This is a genomic window from Corynebacterium sp. MSK195 (assembly GCF_030228885.1).
Classification (GTDB): Bacteria; Actinomycetota; Actinomycetes; order Mycobacteriales; family Mycobacteriaceae; genus Corynebacterium.
Genome location: NZ_JASPGT010000004.1, coordinates 37,495 through 56,578, shown reverse-complemented (window position 1 = coordinate 56,578; position 19,084 = coordinate 37,495). Strand labels below are relative to the sequence as shown.

Below are 19,084 nucleotides of genomic sequence, written 5' to 3'. Positions count from 1 at the left end.
GCTATTCCTTTCCCGGCAAGGCGGAGTCAGCAGTTTCGGTGGCACCATAGTCGCCCTGGCCACCATCAAGTTGTTCCTGGGTGGCCAGAATGACCGCAATGCGCTCCACTGCCCGTTCGGTGCTATCGACCGTAGACAGCTCCGCGTCCTGATCACGCACTTGGGCTAGTGCCTTATCATCCTGGGTCTGCTTGGTGCGCCCGCTCAACACCACGGACCCATTGACATCATCCAACCCGGTGGCAAATTCAGCCAGCGCGCTGGACGGGTAACCTCGCAGGCCATTTCCAGAGACCACGATGATGGCTTGGGCAGGCACGATGGTGCCGTCCTCGTAATCAATAAAGCCCTCGTCGCGCAGCTTCTGGAGCACGTCTGCACGCTCGTCTACCGAGGCCAAAGGCTTCGTGCTCTCAGGATCCATAGACAGCGCAGTACCCAGGACCTCACCGCTGAGGGCTCCTGCAGAATCCAAGTCCTTGATATCTGCCTTCTTGGGCGCAGTATCTTTCAAGATGGGAAGCAGCTTGTCCTTAGTTTCGGGGCGCAAGAAGTCCTTGGTCAGCTTAATCTCGCCGGCCTCCGTGGCATCGGAAGACTCCAAGAGCTTCCGAATCGCGTCCACGTCTCCGCCATTGGCGTCATCGGTGGTCACAATGAGCACTGGGCGCTGCGACAATGTCCCGTCAACCATTTCCGCACCAGAATCTGCCACGAGCTTGTCGCTAGCCTCATTCTGGGTCTGCAGAATCTTATTGTCTTGGACCACCTTGCGGTGCTCCTCGCGAATCGGATCGTCGTCCGCCATGCTGGTGGTCAAGTTCGGCGCAATCACTAGGGCGCCCAAGGCTACGCCTACCGCGGCGCCGAAGCCCAAGCCTGCTACAAGCTCAGTCTTTGCCATGCCTTATGCGCCCCCAAAGAGACTAGACCAGGTTTCGCTAAGGTTGCTAGCAAAGTCCTGGCTGCCGCCAAAGCCGACGATGAGGATGACCGCCGCAATGGCAACGAGGATTCCCAGCACTGCCCACAGCCAGCCGAGGTTGGAGGAAGGCGCACTGTAGAGATTGATTACCGCATCAGCGTCAACCACCTTGGTACCGGCCTTGAGGCGGGACAGCACGGCCGAGGGGTTGGTGCGGTCAGCAAAGATATCATCGAGGTCTACCCCACCGCCTGCCTGAACGATGAGATCCGCGCCGTGATAATCAGCAAAAAGCAGGCCTAGGTCGGTACCTGAGTGTGTTGCTGCGGGGAAAGTCATCGCACCGATGCCGAGGTCCTGGATGCGGTCGAGGCCTTCTACCTCGCCTTCCGGGTCCGCAGGAACGATTACGCGGGCACCGCAACGCAGAGCTTCATCGCTCACGCCATTGGGATCCCCAATAATGAAATCTGGCTTATACCCTTGGGCCAGCAACGAATCTGCCGCCGTGCCCACTGCGATCAGCAGCGGCTCATACTCGCGAATGAAGTTGCGCAGCTGCTTGAGCTGTTCACGGTGCCTATCGGTAGGCGAAAAGAGGACAACCTTGCGGCCGGCGATTTCGGAGCCGGAGGCGGGGACACCGAGGCCGTCGATAAGCAGCGGGCCCTCCGAGTTAATAAAATCGATGGAATTGCCAAAGAAGGATTCCATGTGGTCAATCAGCGCGCCCTGCGCCGCGGTGAAGTTCTTTTCTGCTCGCTCACGAGTTACCACGCGGCCGGTGCCGAGCGCCTTATCGCCGCTAAAGACGGTGCCGTCCTCCCCGATGCGCGCCTTTTTGCCCTCTTTGAACTCGGAAACAAAGGACTGCCCCACGCCTTCAAGGAGGGTAATATCGGCGTCAAGCAACATGTGCGGGCCATAATTTGGGACAGTGCCGGTAGAAAATTCCGCCACATTAATGACGGCGGAGGGCTTAAGGTCTACGAGAGTTTGAGCCTCGTGGCGAGAGATATTGGCCGCATCAATTACGGCGACATCGCCTTCACTAAACTTTTTCATCCCTTTAGCGCCTGGAGTGCAGTCGCGCAGTGCACCAGGCTGCTCGGGGTTACGGGAAAACAGAGCCATGGACCCTATTGTGGCGTGATTATGTTTTCAAGTGGGCGAGGCGCGCGGAAGCTTCTTCCTGTGCGCGGTCAAAAAGCTCCTGCGCGTGCGCTCGGCCGGTCTCGGTATCGTCCAACCCCGCCAGCATGCGGGCCAACTCCTCCACGCGTTCCTCCTGTGATAGCTCGGCCACGCCAGAGGTAAATTTCTCCTTCGATACATGCAGGTGCGCATCCGCGTACGCTGCGACCTGTGGCAGGTGCGTTACCACAATCACTTGGTTATGCACCGCCAAGCGCGCCAGGCGGCGGCCGATCTCTACCGCTGCGCGCCCGCCCACGCCGGCATCTACCTCATCGAAGACTAAGGTGGCGCCGTCTTCGTCTGCCAGCACGACCTCCAAGGCCAGCATGACACGGGAGAGTTCGCCGCCCGAGGCAGCAGAGGCGATCGGCTTACCGTTCAACTGCAGCTCGGCTGCGTCTGTGCCGGACTTAGAAAATTTCGCCTGCGTAAGCTCGACCGTCAAGGTCGAATTTGGCATGGCCAAGCCGTGGAGCTCCTGCGTTACCTGCTCCCCCAAAGCTTTCGCCGCTTTCCGACGCCCCCTTGTCAGCTCCCCTGCCCGCTCAATCATCACCGATTCAGCGTCTTTGACCTGCTTTTTCAGCTCCTCCAGGGCTTCTGTGGAGGTATCCATGGACTCCAGTTTTGCCGCTGCCTCATTGCGCCAAGCTACGACTCCATCAATATCCCCTGCGTATTTCCTAGTCAACGTGCGCAATTCCTGCTGCCGCTGGAGGGACTTTTCCAATAGGTGTGGATCCGCCGGCAGTCCGGCTAGATACCCACCGAGCTCACCGGAGATATCGCCCAACTGCGTCGAGATCTCGCTGAGCCGTTCGCCCAAGGCCGCTAGTTCCTTATCGGTGGATCCCGCCAAGGCAGAAACCGCTCGGCCTAGCAGTGCCGAGGCGGCCTCTTCCAGTTCCTCGGTACCATCGATGGAAGCCAACGCGATTTCCGCGGACTCCCGCAACCCGTCAACATCTTGCAGCTTGCGAACCAGCTGCACCAGTTCCTCATCCTCGCCAGGTTCTGGGGCAATACCATCGATCTCATCGACGGCGAATTGCAGGCGGTCGACTTCCTGCGCCAATTCGCGGCGCTGCTCCGTGCGCCTCTTATAGTCTTTGGCGAGGCTGCGCCACTCTTTGAAGGCCTCGGTATAGCGCTCCCGCACACGCGCCAATTCCGGGTCCGCACGATCTACCGCACCCAGTTGTTCCTCGGGCGCGAGCAGACGCAGCTGATCATTTTGTCCGTGGACCGTTATAAGCTCGCGCGCGAACTCGCCCAGAGTTGCAGCCGGTACCGCCCGGCCGCCTAAATAGGCCCGCGATCTTCCCGCGGCAGAGACTGTGCGTGAAACAATATACTCGCCATTTTCGTCGGGCTCTCCGCCTACCGAATCTACCAGCTCACGGATCGAGTCCTTTGCAGAGGAAAAATGTCCCTCCACTGCAGCCTTTTTCGCGCCATCGCGCACCCGGGAGGCATCCGCGCGACCACCTGCTAAGAGCCTTAAACCAGTAACCACCATGGTCTTACCCGCACCGGTTTCACCGGTAAGCACGGTAAGGCCCGCGGATAGTTCCGCGGAGCTCTGGCTAATAACGCCCAGATCATTGATGGAAATATCGACGAGCACTATTTCTCCTTCGGCCCGCGCCACCCTTCCACGGGCAGGCGCAGCTTCGAGACTAAACGGTCAGTAAAAGGTTGGTCATCCAAGCGTACCCACCGCACCGGACGCTCGCCTCGCACTACTTCCACTCGTGCCCCTGGTGGCATCGCAAATTCGCGGAAGCCATCTAGTATCACGGTGGCTGGAGTCGTGCGCATCGTCGATTCGACAGCCACTAAAGAATTGGGCGATACAACCAATGGCTTGGTAAACAGCGCATGCGCATTATTAGGTACCACCAAAATTGCATCCAGAGAGGGCCACAACACAGGACCACCTGCGGAAAATGCATAGGCGGTGGATCCGGTAGGCGTGGAAATAAGCACGCCATCGCAGCCGAAGGACGACACCGGCCGGCGGTCAACTTCCAAGATTGCATCCAGGACGCCGGAGCGGTTTTGGTTTTCTACCGAAGCCTCGTTCAAAGCCCAGCTGCGGCTAAGAAGGGTTCCCTCCTCATCAAAGATGGACACATCAATGGTGAGGCGGTCTTCAATGCGGTAGCGCTTTTCAATGACCCGCACCAAGGCCTGGTCGAGGGATTCAACCTCCCACTCGGCCAGAAATCCCACGTGGCCTAGGTTGATGCCCAGCACTGGAATATCTACGGCTCGCGCCATGTCGGCGGCACGGAGGAAGGTTCCATCGCCGCCTAAAACCAATACCAATTCGCACCCTGCGGCCGCATCTTCAGTGTGAGGTACATGCTTTAATCCCGGCAGTACCTTTTCGTCCGCGCACACTCGAACAGTAATGCCCGCATCTTGCAAAAGCTCCGCTGCACGCGACGTCGCCTCCAGGTTCTGCTGGCGGTTGGCATGAGGTACCAACAGGATCTCACGTGTCATTGCGGGCCTTCCTCGACTGCGCGGTCAATCATTTCTTCCACTTTAGCCAGATCTGTGGGCTGACCGTCCTTCTTCAGCCACAGGAAGTACTCCACATTGCCGCTTGGCCCAGGCAGCGGTGATGCAACAGCCCCATGCATACTAAGCCCCAGCGACAACGCAAATTCAGCGACTTCCTTGGTTACTTCTTTGCGTAACTCCGGAGAACGAACCACGCCACCGCTTCCGAGGCGCTCCTTGCCCACTTCAAATTGGGGCTTAACCATAGGCAACAACCAAGCACCGTCTTTCAGACAATCCACAATGGCCGGCAATACCAAGCGGAGGGAAATGAAGGACAAGTCGCCTACCATGCCGTCGCAGGGGCCGTCGGTAAGCTCCAGCGTCAAGTTCCGGATATTGGTGCGGTCCAAAACGGTTACGCGATCATCGTTTTGCAGGCGCCAGAGCAGCTGCCCATAGCCCACGTCGACAGACAGCACTTCCTGCGCACCGTGTTCTAAGCACACGTCCGTAAAGCCACCGGTAGAAGCGCCGGCATCGAGGATACGGCCGTTCATGTCGACGTCAAACGCCGCCAAGGCGCCCAAAAGCTTGTGAGCGCCACGTGAAGCCCACTTATCTTCTTCGGCTTCCTCTACCTTGATGGAAACCTCGGGCTCTACAATCGACGCCGGCTTCTGCGCCTTGAAGCCACCAACTGTGACACGGCCGGACTTAATCATCTCCCGCGCCTGCTCACGTGACCGCGCAATCTTTCGGCGCACCAGCTCCGCATCTAACCTACGACGTTGTGGGGGCATCAATTCTCCTGCAATGCATCGCGCAACACATTGTGAGCGCGATCAAGCTGATCTACTTCAGCGGCCAAATCCGCTGCGTCTTCTCCAAGGATCTCTGCTACTTCCGCATCGATCTCTGCTGGCTCCTTGACTGCTCGAAAGTCGTGCGGCTTTACCGCCATTGCGCAACAACCTTTTCCGCACGCTCGCTACGCGGCTGAATATAGCGCGGCGGCGACGGCATGGCCCATGCAACTTCCAACACGGTGCGCAATGCCTGCACGGAGGTAGACTTTTCGTCTCCGCCCTCGAGCAGAAGGTCATGGCCATCGCACCGCGCCGTAAATCCACCCTGTGCTCCGGGACGAGCGACGGAGACAGGAAGGGCCAACTCGTGCATTCCTGCGCCAATAAAGTTAGGGCGTGCCTCCACAGGAGCCTCAATCAGCTCCAACTCACCAGAAACGCCGGTGAGCACATGGAAGGTATCCATTGCAGCAGAGTTACCACCTGCAATATCAGTATCCAGGCGGTCGCCCACAGCAAGTGGCTTTTTCGCGCCGATTTGCTTTGCCGCAAAAGTAAACATGGCCGGCTCAGGCTTGCCAGCAGATACCGGCTCTACCCCGGTGGCTGACTGGATGGCGGCAACCAGAGAACCATTACCCACAGCAAGGCCTCTCTCAATTGGCAGAGAGGTATCGAGATTCGAAGCAAAGAACTTGGCTCCCTGGCGAATGGCCAAGGCACCTTCAGTCAAGTGTTCCCAGCCAACCGAGCGATCAAAGCCTTGCACTACAGCAGCAGGCTTGTCATCGGCGCTGGAGACTACCTTGAAGCCCATCTCTCGGGCCAAGTCACGGAGGGAATCGGCACCGATGATAAGGAGCTTCGCCCCAGCTGGGACCTCTTCTGCTGCTAGTTGGAGAACCGCTTGCGCAGAGGTAACGATCTGTTCTGTACCCGCAGTGAGCCCGATGTCCGCGAGCATCTTCGCCACTGCCTGCGGGCTGCGCGAAGCATTGTTGGTCACATACACTGCCGGCACTCCGCAGGTGTTGATGACGTCCACTACGTTTGAGAGTGGACGGCCGCCTTCCCACACGGTGCCATCGAGATCAAGGAGAAGAGCATCGTGCTTGCTGAGGACCGTCACTACTTGCACTCCTCTAGGCGCTCGGCAGCATCAGTCCAGTCGCCTTCATCAATAGAAACTGCGTGCTCAAACCAGTCCCGAGCCTCGTCCTTCCGACCTGCTTCAAGCAGAGCATTACCGTAGGCATAAGCGAGACGGCATGCGCTTACCCCGCGGGCATCGCGGTCAGGATGTGCGCGCTGAATGGTGACAACCGCGGACTCAGCTTGACCCATGTCTAGACGGGCGCCGGCCAAAACAATTGCCAGCTCAATCGTGGACTCTTCATCAAGTTCTGATGCTTCCTCCGCACGGCCTAGCTCGAGCGCCTTTTCCGGGCGGCCCAAACCGCGCTCGCAATCAGCCATGACTGCAAGCATCCCGGGGCCACCGGAAATGCGGCGCGCGGCACGCAGCTCAGCGAGTGCTTCCTTCCACTCGCCGGCGCGATACGCAGCGATTCCGTTGACTTCACGGGCGATAGCAACTCGGCCTGCACGATCCTTGGCAGCGCGTGCGTGGCGCAGGGCCAGCTTAGGATCATCCTCCATCCAGGTCGCAGCCATGATCATATGCTTAGCGACGGCCTCGGAATTCTCCTTCGATAGCGACTTCAGGTCCTGCAGCACCATCGGGTCCAGGTCGTTGACATCTACCTCTGCCGGGATGTCTGGGTCACTCATGCGACGGTTAATGCGTTCCTCACGGTAACCGGAGCGCTGCGGCGAAAAAGACTTCTTCTTCCGGGAATCGCCCTTAAAATCACGGCCCTTGTTATTGCGTGGCTTGCGGTCACGTCCGCCGCGCCCATTGTGATTGCGCTCCGACATTCAGCCCTACCCTTTCTTGGTTGGAACTAGCACAGAAATACCGGCCCTATTCTACAACCCGCAAACGAAAAGCCGGAATTTAGATCCTGACGGGCTGCCGCAGCGTTACCCAAACGAAATTCATCAGATTAACCCAGACGCACACCGTTACGAAACGGATGCTACCACCAGGAACAAGCAGCGCGCCTAAAATACCGTAGACAACAAATAGCAGGCCCCACAGCGCTTGACGACGCACCCCATTCCTCAATGCAGCCCAACCGAGAAGAATCACTGCGAGCAGAATCAAGACCGCACCAGTCGCAGCATCCCACCAGCCCTCACTGCCACCTTCACACGAAATAGACAAGAGCAAAGAGCCCGGCAGCGCAGTGCCGATACCGAAAAAGACCCTAAATCCAGAAGCAACTAGCGGTCTTTCAGAAGAAAAGTCAGCCACCGCTAAATCTCCTTAAGCCGCTGCGAAAAATAATCACGGTTAAACTCTTGGTTCTCAGCGAATTCCCTGAGCACGCCTGGCCAAGTCGGGTAAGCATCAATAAGGTTCTCTGCGACATTCAATAGTGGTGAGAATGCAATCTCACCCCATCTAACGCCTATGCCTACCCGTTCGGAGTATGCTGTGCTGCTCAATGGGCCTAGAGCCCACTGCCTACCGGAAGCAGCATTCATCCATGTACCGCTGATAGCCAGTATTCGGGAAACCTTGTCTTCGTAGCTGTGCTTGGAGTTTAAGACGCCTAGCACCGCGTCGAACGGAAATTCTTTGGACCCCTGGGTGACTTGTTCTACCTGCACCGGCGATAGCTCCGCGAGCGTCTCAGGAATCGCAACCGCTTGAAACTCTTCCAGGCGTCTTCCAAATTGCCGATGATAGCCATCGAACCACATGAGCTTCCTCCCAAACTAGTGAGTGGATAAGTGTAGCGAAGATGCAATGAAAAAGTTTGCTCTTCAGAACATTGAAGCGTCCTGGGTTTAGTTCCTACCTCAGCTAAGGAAGGATTGAACTATGCCTAGAAAGTATTCCGTCGAGTTCAAGGAGAAGGCGGTCCATCAGATCATCGAAATGGTCCGCTTGGAGTCCTGCTCACTGCAACGCGCCTACACGGAGGTCGGTGAGCTGCTTGGAGTATCTCACCACACGTTGCGGGCTTGGTACCGTGACAGCGCTTCAGCACGTGATGACTCTGACGCGTCTGGCGGCGAAACAATGGAAGAAGAACTCAAGCGTTTGCGCCGCGAAAACCGTGAGCTGAAGCGAGCAAACGGGATTCTTAAGACTGCTTCGGCTTTTTTCGCAGCGGAACTCGACCGACCCACGACCAAATGATCTCTTACATCGACGCGTATAAGGATCAGTTTGGGGTCGAGGCCATCTGCCGAGTCCTCAAACAAGCAGATCGTGGATTCATCACTTCACGCGGCTACCGCAAAGCCACTACACGTGTTCCCAGCGCAAGAGCCTTAAGCGATAGCCTTCTCATCCCAGAGATACAACGTGTGCATGCGCAGAATTTCTCGGTTTACGGCATCCGCAAAATGTGGCACGCGATGAACCGTGAAGGCTTTCATATCGGCCGCGACAAGACTGCACGACTGATGAAGCTAGCTGGTGTTTCCGGCCGCAGACGTGGACGAACCCCCGTGACAACGACTAGCCCGAAGAAACCGGATCATCGCCCAGACCTAGTGCAGCGAAACTTTCGAGCACAAGCACCAGGAAGGTTGTGGGTTGCCGACATTACTTACGTTCGCACCCTGTCAGGATTCGCCTACACCGCGTTTGTCGTGGATGTCTACAGTCGAAAGATTGTTGGTGTTGCTACACGCTCAACGATGCGTACCGATGCGCTGCCCATGGAGGCCTTGGAGCATGCGTTAACGACTGCAGGGAGAATCCATGGAAACCAGCTGATTCACCACAGTGATCGGGGCAGCCAGTACGTGTCACTGAAGTATTCCACCGCTCTCGCGGAAGCAGGAATACGCCCGAGTGTGGGGACAGTCGGCGATTCTTATGACAATGCTCTAGCTGAGACAGTCAATGGTCTCTACAAGGCGGAACTGATTCATGCCCAAGGCCCGTGGACGTCGGTCGGAGAAGTCGAACTGGCCACCTTGCGGTGGGTGCATTGGTGGAACACCAAGCGGCTTCACGAAGCATTGGACTACGCCACCCCACAAGAAGTAGAAACCGAGTACTATCTCACCCAGCCCATCAACACAGGGCCGTAAAAGAAGCGGAACTAAACCCAGGACGCTTCAGAAAGTCTTTGACAATCCCGTCATCTGCCGCCAAGAAGTCTTTCGATGGTGCATGCGCTACAACACGCGCAGACGGCACTCCTGGTGCAGCCTCTTAGCCCCCGATGACTTCGAAGCACTCACATCAGCTACACTGACTCAAGCAGCATAGCTAACCCCCGACGTGTCTACTTTCCGGGGGTCAGGCCCCCGCGCCGGGTTGATGTGTGCGTTGGGGTGTGCAGCGGCACAGAGTTTTGGGTGACAGCATCCTTGGCTGGCGCTCCGCGGTGATCACTGCACGGCCTAGTGTGTTGGGTGCGCTGCAACTCATTGGCGGGCTTTTGTCCATATGAGCGTGTCTTCGATTCGTTCCGGTTTTAAGTCCGCCGCGTACCTACCGTGGTGGCGGACACCGAGAATTACACGGAACAGGCCATCGCGGCCGGCAGCATTAATGACTTGACTGGCTGGCTCGCCTATAAGCTCGGGGTGGTTACCAACCTGTCCAATCCGAAAGCGCTGGTATTCTTTGGTGCGGTTTTCGCGCAGTTTATTCGCCCCGATATGTCGCCCACGTGGACCGTTGCGGTGGCGGTGATCCTCTTGGCGATGTCCTTGACGTGGTTTTCTACCATCGCTTTCATTGTGCGCGCGGCATCGCGTTGGATTGCGCATCATTCCGCGGCCATCGATATCGTTTCGGGTCTTATCTTTGCGGTGCTGGGACTCGTTATGGCGGTGGAGGGCATCATCGAGCTCTTTGGTTAGTGCAGGTGGCGGATTTCTATAAAAGAGTTGATATAGGAGCTACCTAAATCACAGGACTTACCTGTTTCGCTGCAGGTGAGAGCGTCCTTATAGTGGCATGCGTTGATCCAATGGCATGCGAGTATGGAGGTGTTAGGTGGCTATTAGCGCCCTCGTGACCCTGATGGGCGTGTGGTTCGCGGCGATGGCCTCGCCGGGCCCAGACGTAGTGCAAATCATTCGCTTAGGTGCGCGCTCTACGCGCGCAGCCGTATGGGCGGCGCTGGGTAGTACCACCGGCCTTACCATTTGGACCGTGGCCTCCTTGGCGGGGCTGTCCGCGCTGATTTCTGCGCACCCTGGGATCCTCGTGGCGCTGCAAGTTCTCGGTGGCTGTTACCTGCTGTGGATGGCCTATACCGCCATTACCGGTGGCATCAAGGAGCGCCGCGCGCCCGCAACCGTCGTGGGCACCGAAACCCGCGCCCCGCAGCCGCGCGGGTTTACACCGGACGGCATCATCAAGGCGGGCACTGCCTATCGCATGGGATTTATCTGCGATCTTTCGAACCCCAAGGTGGTCATCTTCTTTGGCGCCATCTTTGCCAATTTCATTGATCCCGGCATGGGCATCGGCGCCAATCTCATGGTGGGTGCCGTATTGATTCTGGAAAGCCTCGTGCTTTTTGTCGGCGTGGCTTTAAGTACCCGTGCGGTCTCAAAGTGGATGGCTAAGAACTCCGCCTGGGTGGATATTGTCAGCGGCGTGGTCTTCCTGCTGCTGGGTGTCATCATCCTTTTCGAGGGAGTGCGTGGTCTTATAGCCATGTAATCTGGGGCCATGATTTTTACCACTACCAATACCGTTGATGGCTATGAGATTACGGACTATATCCGCATCATCGCCGGGGAAACCGTCATCGGTATTAATATGCTGAAGGATTTCGGGGCATCCATCCGCAATATCACCGGTGGGCGCTCCGCCGGGTACGAGAGCGAGGCCATCAAGGCACGCGAGGCAGCGCTCGATGAATTGTGGCGCCGCGGGCAGGAGCTCGGGGCCGATGGTGTGGTGGGCATCGCCTTTGATTATTCGCCCATGGGCACCTCGAATGACATGTTGATGGTTACAGCGACCGGCACTGCGGTGAAGCTGCGCGCCCGTGATTAAGGTAGGCAAGAAAGCACTGGCCCTATGCGCTGGGTTATGCGCGGCCGCCGGGCTAATGGCAGGGTGCGAGGAAGAACTGCCGCAGCCGGGCAGCGTGCCAAATGAGTCGCAAGGCGCGGCCGATGGCTATATCACCACGCTGCCGGACCAAGGCACAACGGCCAATGGCCAGTACCAGATAATTAACCTGCAAAATCATCGCAGTTTTGTGGTGCACGTGCCGTTTAATGCGGATAAGCGCCACCGCTTGCCCGTGGTCGTGGCGATGCACGGCTATGAGATGGACGCCGGCAATATGTTCAAAGGCACCGACCTCTCCCAGGGCGATGCCATCACCGTCTTCGTCCAAGGCGCGGGGAAGGCGTGGGCGCCGGCACCGTATGCGGTAACCAGCTTGGAGGATGACCTTAAATACGTCGATGACACGATTGATTTCGTTCGCCGCCACTATCCCGCCACGGACACCACCTATGGCGTGGGCTTTTCCAATGGCGGCGGATTTGCCCGCGCGGTGACGTGCAAGCGGCCGGGTCTATTCGACGCGGTGGCCACGGTTTCGGCGGCCAAGTATGACCGCGTGGAAAAAGACTGCGCCAGCGAACCCACCGATTACCTGGATATTCACGGCACCGAGGATGTGCTCATGAATTACGATGGCGGGCACCAGCACGGCGCGCACTACCGCTCGGTGAAGCAATCGCTGCGCGGGATTGCCAGGGAGAATGGCTGCAATCCGTTTCCAAAGAGGCGTCGGAAAGAAGCGGTGGAGCACTTTACCTGGCGGGTATGTGATGCGCGCACCGAGCAGTACACCATCCACGGTGGCACGCACACGTGGAACGGCGGGGCTACGGACCATTCCGGTTTGGTGAAAGCGGAGTGGACCACCGATACGGTGCTGGACTTCTTCCATATCGCCCACCCGTAGCCATAGCCGCGCGCGGGCTGGGTAAGCTGGGCGGCATGCTAGACATTCCTATCAATGGCGACTCCATCAAATTGGGCCAGTTCATCAAGCTGGCCAGCTTGGTGGCTACCGGTGGCGAAGCTAAAGAGCTCATCGCAGAAGGCGTAGTTACGGTCAATGGCGAGCCCGAGACGCGCCGGGGCGCCATGCTCCACCCAGGCGATGAAGTGTGCATCGAGGACGCCTGCGCGCGCGTGGGCGAGCCGGACGATGACGATGATTACTTCGATGAGGCCACGGCCGACGATGACTTTGATCCAGAAAAGTGGAGGAATATGTAGATGCCAGCATTCGAAGCTGAAGTGGGCATGCCCTACTGGATCGACCTGACCACCTCGGACCCGCGCAAGTCCGCACACTTTTACGAGCAGGTGCTGGGCTGGGAAATTTCCGCCGAGTCCGGCGAAGATAATCCGTACCAGATGGCGCGCCTGCAGGGCCTGCCCATCGCTGGGCTGATCCCGCAGCCGGAGGAGGCCCCCATGCCGGATACGTGGGTGACCTACTTCCTGTCCAAGGACATCGCGGGCGATTGCCAGCGCGCGCAGAACCTCGGCGGGCGCATCCTTGTGGAGCCGCAGCAGGTGCAGCTGGGGCACATGGCCCTGCTTGTCGACGCCGCCGGGGGCATGTTTGGCCTCATCCAACCGGCCGGCCCGGAGCACTTCGTGGCCGCCGGCGAGCCCGGCACCCCGGTCTGGCACGAGCTCACCACAACCTCGGGCTTCCAGCGCGCAATGGATTTTTATGGCGAGCTATTCAACTGGGAAATCCGCGCCATGCAGTCCGAGGATGAGAACTTTATCTACGCTACCGCGGAAGAAGACGGTGCGCCGTTTGCCGGCCTGTGGAACGCCGAGGGGCAGTTCCCGGCGCAGGTCCCGAGCTTCTGGCAGACCTACCTGGGCGTGCGCGATATCGACGCCGCTGCGAAGAAGGCCGTGGAACTAGGCGGCGAGGTCATCCGCGAACCGTGGGATTCGCCCTTCGGCCGCATGTGCCTTTTGGCCGATTCCACCGGTGCAACCATCACCCTCACCGAGGTCGAAGACGCCCCCGAAGAAGAGCCCACCGAGTCGGATGATGTGCTGGGCCTCGACCCGCAATAATTGCGATGAGTGAATCGCCACTGGTCAAACGTGTATTGGCGGTCGTTGCCGTGATTCCGCCCGGCAACGTCACCTCCTATGGTGAGGTGGCCAAGGTGGCCGACTGCGGTGCGCGCAACGTCGGTACCGTGTTAAAACGCCACGGCGGCGGTGCCAATACCGCTTGGTGGCGCGTTGTCCGCGCCGATGGCGCCTCCCACGATCCCGCCCGCGCCGCGGAGTTCTGGGATCGCGAGGCCATCGCGCACGCCAACGGCCGCGTTAAAATGCACGAGCACGGAATCGACGCCCGCGAATTACAGGAGTTGATGGAGTGAGGGCCTGGGTCATTCTTTTTCTCGCGATTGCCAGCGAGGTCGTGGGCACCGTCGCGCTGAAGTACGCCGTGGACCATTTCTGGATCTACGGCGTGGCCGCTTTTTGCTTCATCCTTGCCTTCGTGCTGCTGCACCGCGTGATGCAAGAAGGCGTCAACGTGGGCGTGGCCTACGGTCTCTGGGCATCTGGTGGAGTCATTTCCACTGCTCTACTTTCCGCCGCGCTATTTGGCGAGCCGCTTGGCGCAGTAAAATTCACCGGCATTGCGCTCATCATGGGCGGCGTTTTCTGCGTAGAAATGGGCGCTAAGTCGGACAAGGACCACGACCGCACCGTGGAGGTGGCGCCGCAATGATCTGGTTCCTCCTTTTCCTCGCCACCGCCATTGAGGTCACAGGCACGCTGTGCCTGCGCATGTCCGCGGTAACCGGCCGCCGCTTCTGGGTGGCGCTCGTTGCCCTGTGCTATGTCTCTGCCTACGGCTTCTTGGCGCTTGTGCTCAAGGCCGGCATGGATCTGGGTGTGGCCTACGGCATCTGGGCAGCCACCGGTGTTGCCCTGACCGCCATTGCCTCCTACCTCCTATTCAAGGAGCCATTTACCTGGCTGAAATCCCTCGGCGTGGTGCTCATTGTCGGGGGAGTCCTGCTCGTAGAAGCCGGGGCATAGCACTGACAAAACAAGCACGTTTCGTCTCTCACGGAGCATGAAAAGGGCGAAACGTGCTTGTTTTGTATGAAGGCGGCGAGATTTAGCGGATGTAGGCGAGGGCGTCGTCGGCAGTGCTGTGGCTATAGCTCTCATCGGACCTGGCGAGCTTATTGCCGCGCAGCACCAGCCATATGCTCAGCGGGTAGAGGATAAGCGCTACCGTGACGGCCTGGATGATGGCGGCGACCTCGGAATCGTGCAGGTAGTTCCAGCAAAAGTGGAGGAGGAACGCGGCGGCGAGGCAGCCGAGAAAGACACCGATGCGCCACCACAGCGGCTTGGCCGCGGCATAGAGCGCCCAGCCGATGCCCCAGCCGGCCAGCGCGGTGAGCAAGACGTGCAGGCCAGGGCCGGCGATGAGCCGCAGGCCCCACATCTCAAATAAGCCCTGGATATCGCTATCGGGATGCATGGTGGCACCCATGGCGCCGTAGAGGATGTTTTCGCAGGCCTCGAAGCCCAGGCCCACCACTGCGCCCACCATCCAGCCATGCCACGGGCGGTTGAGTTGGCGGAAGGACATGAGCACGAAGATAACGCCGGTGGCCTTAGAAATTTCCTCTGGGTAGGCGCCGCTCCAGGACATCATGGCATCGACCCAGCCGGTGCCGATGGCGAGCTGCATGACAGGACCGGAGCTGATAAGCGCTAAGGCTACGGCCACACCGCCGCCCCAAAGGAAAGCCAGTAGGGCCCACAGGCGCGCCGGGCGTGCCCACATGGGGCTGCGTTGCAGCAGGTAGATGACCAGCGCTGCGAGCACGGCGGCGATGAGCAGGCTGAGCAGGCCCATCAGGGGAGAGATTAAGAATGTGCTCAACGTCTGGACCAAGAATGCAATGAGGCCAACACCGGAGAGGATCCACAGCGTGGTGCGAAAGAGCTTGGACATCTAGTACATCAACTCCCCGGAGAAGTCAGCGAATTCTGCATCAGCATCGGCGGGTAATTCCTCTTGGCCGAAGGCATGCCAGATGCGCGAGGTGGTGGCCCGGGCCTGATCGCCCTTTCCGGTCACGGTGACCACCCAATCCTTGTTTTCATCCTCGCCGGTGCCGTCGAGGGAGAGGGCAGCGGTGGAGGAGGGGGCGTCGGCAAGCAGGAGCGCTCCATTCGTGCCGTCAAAGGTGGGGGCGTCGGCCGGCAGGGAAGCCATGGCGAGGGCGCGGACCATGCGGCGCAAGGTGGTGGCATCGTCCTTGGCATCCTCGGTGAGGGTGGCCTGCACGCTGACATCGCCGCAGATCCAGCCGATGCTGGCGAGGGATTCATAATCTCGCTCGCAGTAGAGATCGGGAACGTCAATCTCCCAGTCCTGGCTGGGCTCGGTCAGGGTGACTTGCTCGACGTCCGCGGAGGAATCCGCCAGCGCCGCCTGCACAATTGTGGGCAGAGCGAGAACCACCGCCACGAACGCAATAACGGCGAGGAAAAGGCGCCGCGGATGCGCTGGAGGAAAGCGATAAAATTCCATAGCCCACACCTTATCTTGCTGCTTTGACCTAGAGTGGCAAGCATGAAAGATCTTTATCAACTAGTCAATGGACCCTGGCTGGAAAGCCACGTCATTCCCGATGATCGCGGCGTGGATGGCACCTTCCACGCGCTGCGCGATGAGGCGGAGGAACTCGTGCACGAGATCGTGGACCAGGACACCGGCCGCCCGGGCAAGCTCTATGCCTCCTTTATGGATACCGAGGGAGTCAACGCGGCCGGCATGGCTCCATTGGACGCGGATCTGGACCGCCTGAGCGCGGCCGACCCGGAAGAACTGGCGCAGCGCCTGGGTGAGCTTGAGCGCACCGGCGTTGGCTCCCCGGTGACCTTCTGGGTGTCCAAGGACTCCGGTTCCGAGGACGCCATTGCTTATGTCATTCAATCCGGCCTGGGCCTGCCGGATGAAGCTTATTACCGCGAGGAAGCCCACGCGGAAACGCTGAGCGCTTATGAAAAGCACGTGGCCGAGATGCTGGAATTCCTCGACCCAGCCCGCCTCTTTGGCCTGGGCGCCGAGGTAGCCGCCCAACGCATCGTCAGCTTGGAAAAGGAGCTGGCCGCTGGCCATTGGGACGTGGTCTCCACCCGCGATGCGGTCAAGACCTATAACCCCTGCGAATTTAGCGAGCTGCCCACCATGACCCGCGCTTTGCTCTCTGGCGGCAACCTGCCAGAGCACCGCGTGGTCAATATGATGCCGTCCTACCTCGAGCACTTCGAGAGCCTCTTTACCACCGCTCGCATGGCCGATTGGCAGCTGTGGGCCACCTGGCACATCCTGCGCTCCCGCGCGGCCATGTTGCCGGAGGAAGTAGGCGCGAAGAACTTCGAGTTCTATGGCACCAAGCTCTCCGGCGCTACCCAGCAGCGCGACCGCTGGAAGCGCGCCGTGGGCTTAGCCGAGTCCCTCGTGGGCGAAGAGATTGGCCAGGTATTCGTGGATAAGCACTTCCCGGCCTCTTCCAAGCGCGAGATGGATGAGCTGGTGGACTACCTCATCGCCGCCTACCGTGAGCGCATTTCCCAGCTGGAGTGGATGACGCCGGCCACCCGCGAGCGCGCGCTGGAAAAGCTTTCCCAGTTCAAGGCCAAGATTGGCTTCCCGGATTCCTGGCGCGATTACTCCGGGCTCGAGGTCTCTGGCAAGGGCGCGGACCTGCTGGCTAATGCCCGCGCCGGCTCCGCGTTCTCCCATGACTTTGAGCTGGCCAAGATTGGCAAGCCGGCCGACCGCGATGAATGGGTGACCACCCCGCAGACGGTCAATGCCTTCTATAACCCGGTGGTCAATGACATCACCTTCCCGGCCGCCATCCTGCGCCCGCCGTTTTATAACCCGGAGGCCGATGCCGCAGAAAACTTCGGCGCCATCGGTGCCGTCATCGGCCATGAGATCGGACATGGCTTTGATGACCAGGGCTCGCAATTTGATGGCCAGGGCAACCTGAACTCCTGGTGGTCCGAGGAGGACCGCACGGCCTTTGACAAGCTCACCGCCAAGCTGGTGGAGCAGTTCAATGGTCAGGTACCGACGGTGCTCAAGGAGGCTGGCATCGACTCCACCGGTGTCAACGGCAGCTTCACCCTGGGCGAGAATATCGGTGACCTCGGCGGTCTGGGCATCGCCGTGGTGGCTTTCAAGAACTACTGCGCCGATAAGGGCATTGACCTGCAGGGCAAGGAGGAGAAGTTCGAGGTAGACGGCGCCGAGCCGGAGTTGGCCGAGCACACCTACACCGGCCTGCAGCGCTTCTTCCTATCCTGGGCCCGCGTGTGGCGCACCGCCATCCGCCCGGAGATGGCCACCCAGTACCTGGCCATTGATCCGCACTCGCCGGCGGAGTTCCGCTGCAACCTTATCGCTGCCAATATCGCGGAGTTCTACGAGGCCTTTGACGTAGCGGAGGATTCCGCCATGTACATTGCGCCAGAGGACCGCGTCACCATCTGGTAGCCCTTTTAGCCGGTAGGCGGTGCGCGTAGGCTCGGTGGCATGACTAACGCAGATGCTAACCAGGACCCGCACCGCCCGCTGGAGCCCGGCCAGGAATGGCACATCGGCGGCCAAGACCGCCAGATGGAGGAGAAGGAACAGCTCGAGCAGCTTGTTGCCTATATCGATGCCCACTATGACACCCCGGATTTTCGCCCGCCGTGGGCCGGGGGCGGCTCCCCTGAGGCGGACCAATATTGCGCGCTCTTGCCGGACCGAATCACCCACGCGGCAATGATGGTGCTCGGTACTGCGGTGGATCATGCGCTGCCAGGTACTGCGTACACGGAGGACATTAGCGTAGAAGAATCCGAGGTGGGTGCCATTTTCCGGCCCAGCACCCCCACCAGCCGGTGGGCGGTGTCGCTGCATTCGGGCGGCTGGTGGCGCGGCGATGGCCAAGCGCTGGAGATGCAGTGGCGCCCCGAGGTAGCCGCTGCCGCGCAGCTATCCGGCACCACCATCATTGACGTGGATTATCCGCTTGCCCCCGAGCACACCGTGGCGGAGATGGTCACTGCCGTGCAGCAAGCCATCGACTATGCCCGCGTGCAGGGTGCTTCTAGCGTTACTACCTGGGGTTATTCCTCCGGCGGGGCGCTGGCGGCGCTGGCGCCTGCCGACGCCCTCCTACTCACCTTCCCCGACTTCGGTGCCCTGGCAAATCTGCCTAAGGATCTCCGTGCCGGCTATGCAATCCCGGCGGACCTTTCTAAGCTCTGCCCGGATATTTTCGTCCAGACCGCGACCGAGGATGAGATTGCTGCGCGTGTTTCTGTGCCCAGCGCCGTGGCGCGCGATTATGTTTCCACCCACCGCGTGTCTACCCCGGCGGTTGCCCGTCAGCGCGTGCGGGATGCGGCCGCGTTCCTGGCAAGAGAGCTAGAAAAATAACAATTGCCTGGAGGTTCCATGCTAAAAGGGAACTAGTTTCAATAGGA

General features: G+C 59.4%; 24 protein-coding genes. 12 read left to right on the top strand and 12 right to left on the bottom strand.

Features of this window, described 5'->3' with window-relative positions; genetic code table 11:
* Position 1: 1 nt before the first annotated feature.
* The 10 genes from QP909_RS05415 to QP909_RS05370 form a co-directional block, all read right to left on the bottom strand.
* Positions 2-904 (bottom strand): copper transporter, encoded by a 903-nt coding sequence (locus tag QP909_RS05415; RefSeq protein WP_284766434.1) that lies wholly within the window; start codon positions 902-904, stop codon positions 2-4.
* Between the two features lie 3 nt (positions 905-907).
* Entirely contained in the window at positions 908-2,059 is a 1,152-nt protein-coding gene (gene steA / locus QP909_RS05410; protein ID WP_284766433.1) for a putative cytokinetic ring protein SteA, read from the bottom strand.
* Between the two features lie 19 nt (positions 2,060-2,078).
* Complete coding sequence (recN, locus tag QP909_RS05405) at positions 2,079-3,749, bottom strand: DNA repair protein RecN (protein WP_284766432.1); 1,671 nt, start codon at positions 3,747-3,749, stop codon at positions 2,079-2,081.
* The gene (locus QP909_RS05400; protein WP_284766431.1) at positions 3,749-4,633 is read right to left on the bottom strand and encodes an NAD kinase; all 885 of its coding nucleotides are present in this window, start codon (positions 4,631-4,633) and stop codon (positions 3,749-3,751) included. Before QP909_RS05400 ends, recN begins: the two co-directional genes overlap by 1 nt.
* The gene (locus QP909_RS05395) at positions 4,630-5,436 is read right to left on the bottom strand and encodes a TlyA family RNA methyltransferase (protein ID WP_239282549.1); all 807 of its coding nucleotides are present in this window, start codon (positions 5,434-5,436) and stop codon (positions 4,630-4,632) included. The genes QP909_RS05400 and QP909_RS05395 overlap by 4 nt, the downstream gene beginning before the upstream one ends.
* Positions 5,436-5,597: a hypothetical protein gene (locus QP909_RS05390; protein ID WP_005324658.1), complete on the bottom strand. Its 162-nt coding sequence runs from the start codon at positions 5,595-5,597 to the stop codon at positions 5,436-5,438. The genes QP909_RS05395 and QP909_RS05390 overlap by 1 nt, the downstream gene beginning before the upstream one ends.
* Positions 5,588-6,571, bottom strand: a complete 984-nt coding sequence (locus tag QP909_RS05385; protein WP_005329477.1) for an HAD-IIA family hydrolase — start codon at positions 6,569-6,571, stop codon at positions 5,588-5,590. The genes QP909_RS05390 and QP909_RS05385 overlap by 10 nt, the downstream gene beginning before the upstream one ends.
* Positions 6,571-7,380, bottom strand: coding sequence for a tetratricopeptide repeat protein (locus QP909_RS05380; RefSeq protein WP_284766430.1), 810 nt, complete (start codon positions 7,378-7,380; stop codon positions 6,571-6,573). The genes QP909_RS05385 and QP909_RS05380 overlap by 1 nt, the downstream gene beginning before the upstream one ends.
* A gap of 79 nt (positions 7,381-7,459) precedes the next feature.
* Complete coding sequence (locus QP909_RS05375) at positions 7,460-7,819, bottom strand: hypothetical protein (RefSeq protein ID WP_284766429.1); 360 nt, start codon at positions 7,817-7,819, stop codon at positions 7,460-7,462.
* Between the two features lie 2 nt (positions 7,820-7,821).
* On the bottom strand, positions 7,822-8,271 hold the full coding sequence (locus QP909_RS05370; RefSeq protein WP_284766428.1) for a hypothetical protein: 450 nt from the start codon (positions 8,269-8,271) through the stop codon (positions 7,822-7,824).
* 121 nt (positions 8,272-8,392) lie between these two features.
* On the opposite strand from QP909_RS05370, the gene QP909_RS05365 reads away from it, so the two are divergent.
* From QP909_RS05365 to QP909_RS05315, 10 genes are all read left to right on the top strand, one after another.
* Positions 8,393-9,618, top strand: a protein-coding gene (locus QP909_RS05365) for an IS3 family transposase (RefSeq protein ID WP_284766427.1) whose coding sequence is annotated in 2 segments (ribosomal slippage) — positions 8,393-8,672 and positions 8,672-9,618 — 1,227 coding nt in all. Because the reading frame shifts where the segments join, the coding sequence is not laid out codon by codon here.
* A 411-nt stretch (positions 9,619-10,029) separates the two neighbouring features.
* Complete coding sequence (locus QP909_RS05355) at positions 10,030-10,398, top strand: LysE family translocator (RefSeq protein WP_284766426.1); 369 nt, start codon at positions 10,030-10,032, stop codon at positions 10,396-10,398.
* 136 nt (positions 10,399-10,534) lie between these two features.
* Positions 10,535-11,209: a LysE family translocator gene (locus QP909_RS05350; protein ID WP_005323229.1), complete on the top strand. Its 675-nt coding sequence runs from the start codon at positions 10,535-10,537 to the stop codon at positions 11,207-11,209.
* A 9-nt stretch (positions 11,210-11,218) separates the two neighbouring features.
* A complete protein-coding gene (locus tag QP909_RS05345; RefSeq protein ID WP_049358954.1) occupies positions 11,219-11,548 on the top strand; it encodes a YbjQ family protein in 330 nt (109 codons plus the stop codon).
* On the top strand, positions 11,541-12,476 hold the full coding sequence (locus QP909_RS05340; RefSeq protein ID WP_284766425.1) for a CE1 family esterase: 936 nt from the start codon (positions 11,541-11,543) through the stop codon (positions 12,474-12,476). Before QP909_RS05345 ends, QP909_RS05340 begins: the two co-directional genes overlap by 8 nt.
* A gap of 35 nt (positions 12,477-12,511) precedes the next feature.
* The gene (locus QP909_RS05335) at positions 12,512-12,796 is read left to right on the top strand and encodes an RNA-binding S4 domain-containing protein (protein WP_005323225.1); all 285 of its coding nucleotides are present in this window, start codon (positions 12,512-12,514) and stop codon (positions 12,794-12,796) included.
* Entirely contained in the window at positions 12,797-13,624 is an 828-nt protein-coding gene (locus QP909_RS05330) for a VOC family protein (protein ID WP_049377081.1), read from the top strand.
* A gap of 5 nt (positions 13,625-13,629) precedes the next feature.
* Positions 13,630-13,941 (top strand): MGMT family protein, encoded by a 312-nt coding sequence (locus tag QP909_RS05325; protein WP_049377080.1) that lies wholly within the window; start codon positions 13,630-13,632, stop codon positions 13,939-13,941.
* Positions 13,938-14,297: a DMT family transporter gene (locus tag QP909_RS05320; protein WP_284766424.1), complete on the top strand. Its 360-nt coding sequence runs from the start codon at positions 13,938-13,940 to the stop codon at positions 14,295-14,297. The genes QP909_RS05325 and QP909_RS05320 overlap by 4 nt, the downstream gene beginning before the upstream one ends.
* Positions 14,294-14,611, top strand: a complete 318-nt coding sequence (locus QP909_RS05315) for a DMT family transporter (RefSeq protein WP_005323220.1) — start codon at positions 14,294-14,296, stop codon at positions 14,609-14,611. Before QP909_RS05320 ends, QP909_RS05315 begins: the two co-directional genes overlap by 4 nt.
* Positions 14,612-14,693: 82 nt before the next feature.
* Here QP909_RS05315 and QP909_RS05310 read toward each other — a convergent pair whose 3' ends face one another.
* A complete protein-coding gene (locus tag QP909_RS05310; protein WP_284766423.1) occupies positions 14,694-15,545 on the bottom strand; it encodes a PrsW family intramembrane metalloprotease in 852 nt (283 codons plus the stop codon).
* Positions 15,546-16,127, bottom strand: coding sequence for a hypothetical protein (locus QP909_RS05305; protein ID WP_049377077.1), 582 nt, complete (start codon positions 16,125-16,127; stop codon positions 15,546-15,548).
* A 42-nt stretch (positions 16,128-16,169) separates the two neighbouring features.
* Between QP909_RS05305 and QP909_RS05300 the strand changes: the two genes are divergently transcribed.
* Both QP909_RS05300 and QP909_RS05295 read left to right on the top strand, forming a co-directional pair.
* The gene (locus QP909_RS05300) at positions 16,170-18,104 is read left to right on the top strand and encodes a M13 family metallopeptidase (protein WP_284766422.1); all 1,935 of its coding nucleotides are present in this window, start codon (positions 16,170-16,172) and stop codon (positions 18,102-18,104) included.
* Positions 18,105-18,143: 39 nt separating this feature from the next.
* The gene (locus tag QP909_RS05295) at positions 18,144-19,037 is read left to right on the top strand and encodes an alpha/beta hydrolase (RefSeq protein WP_284766421.1); all 894 of its coding nucleotides are present in this window, start codon (positions 18,144-18,146) and stop codon (positions 19,035-19,037) included.
* Positions 19,038-19,084: the final 47 nt, after the last annotated feature.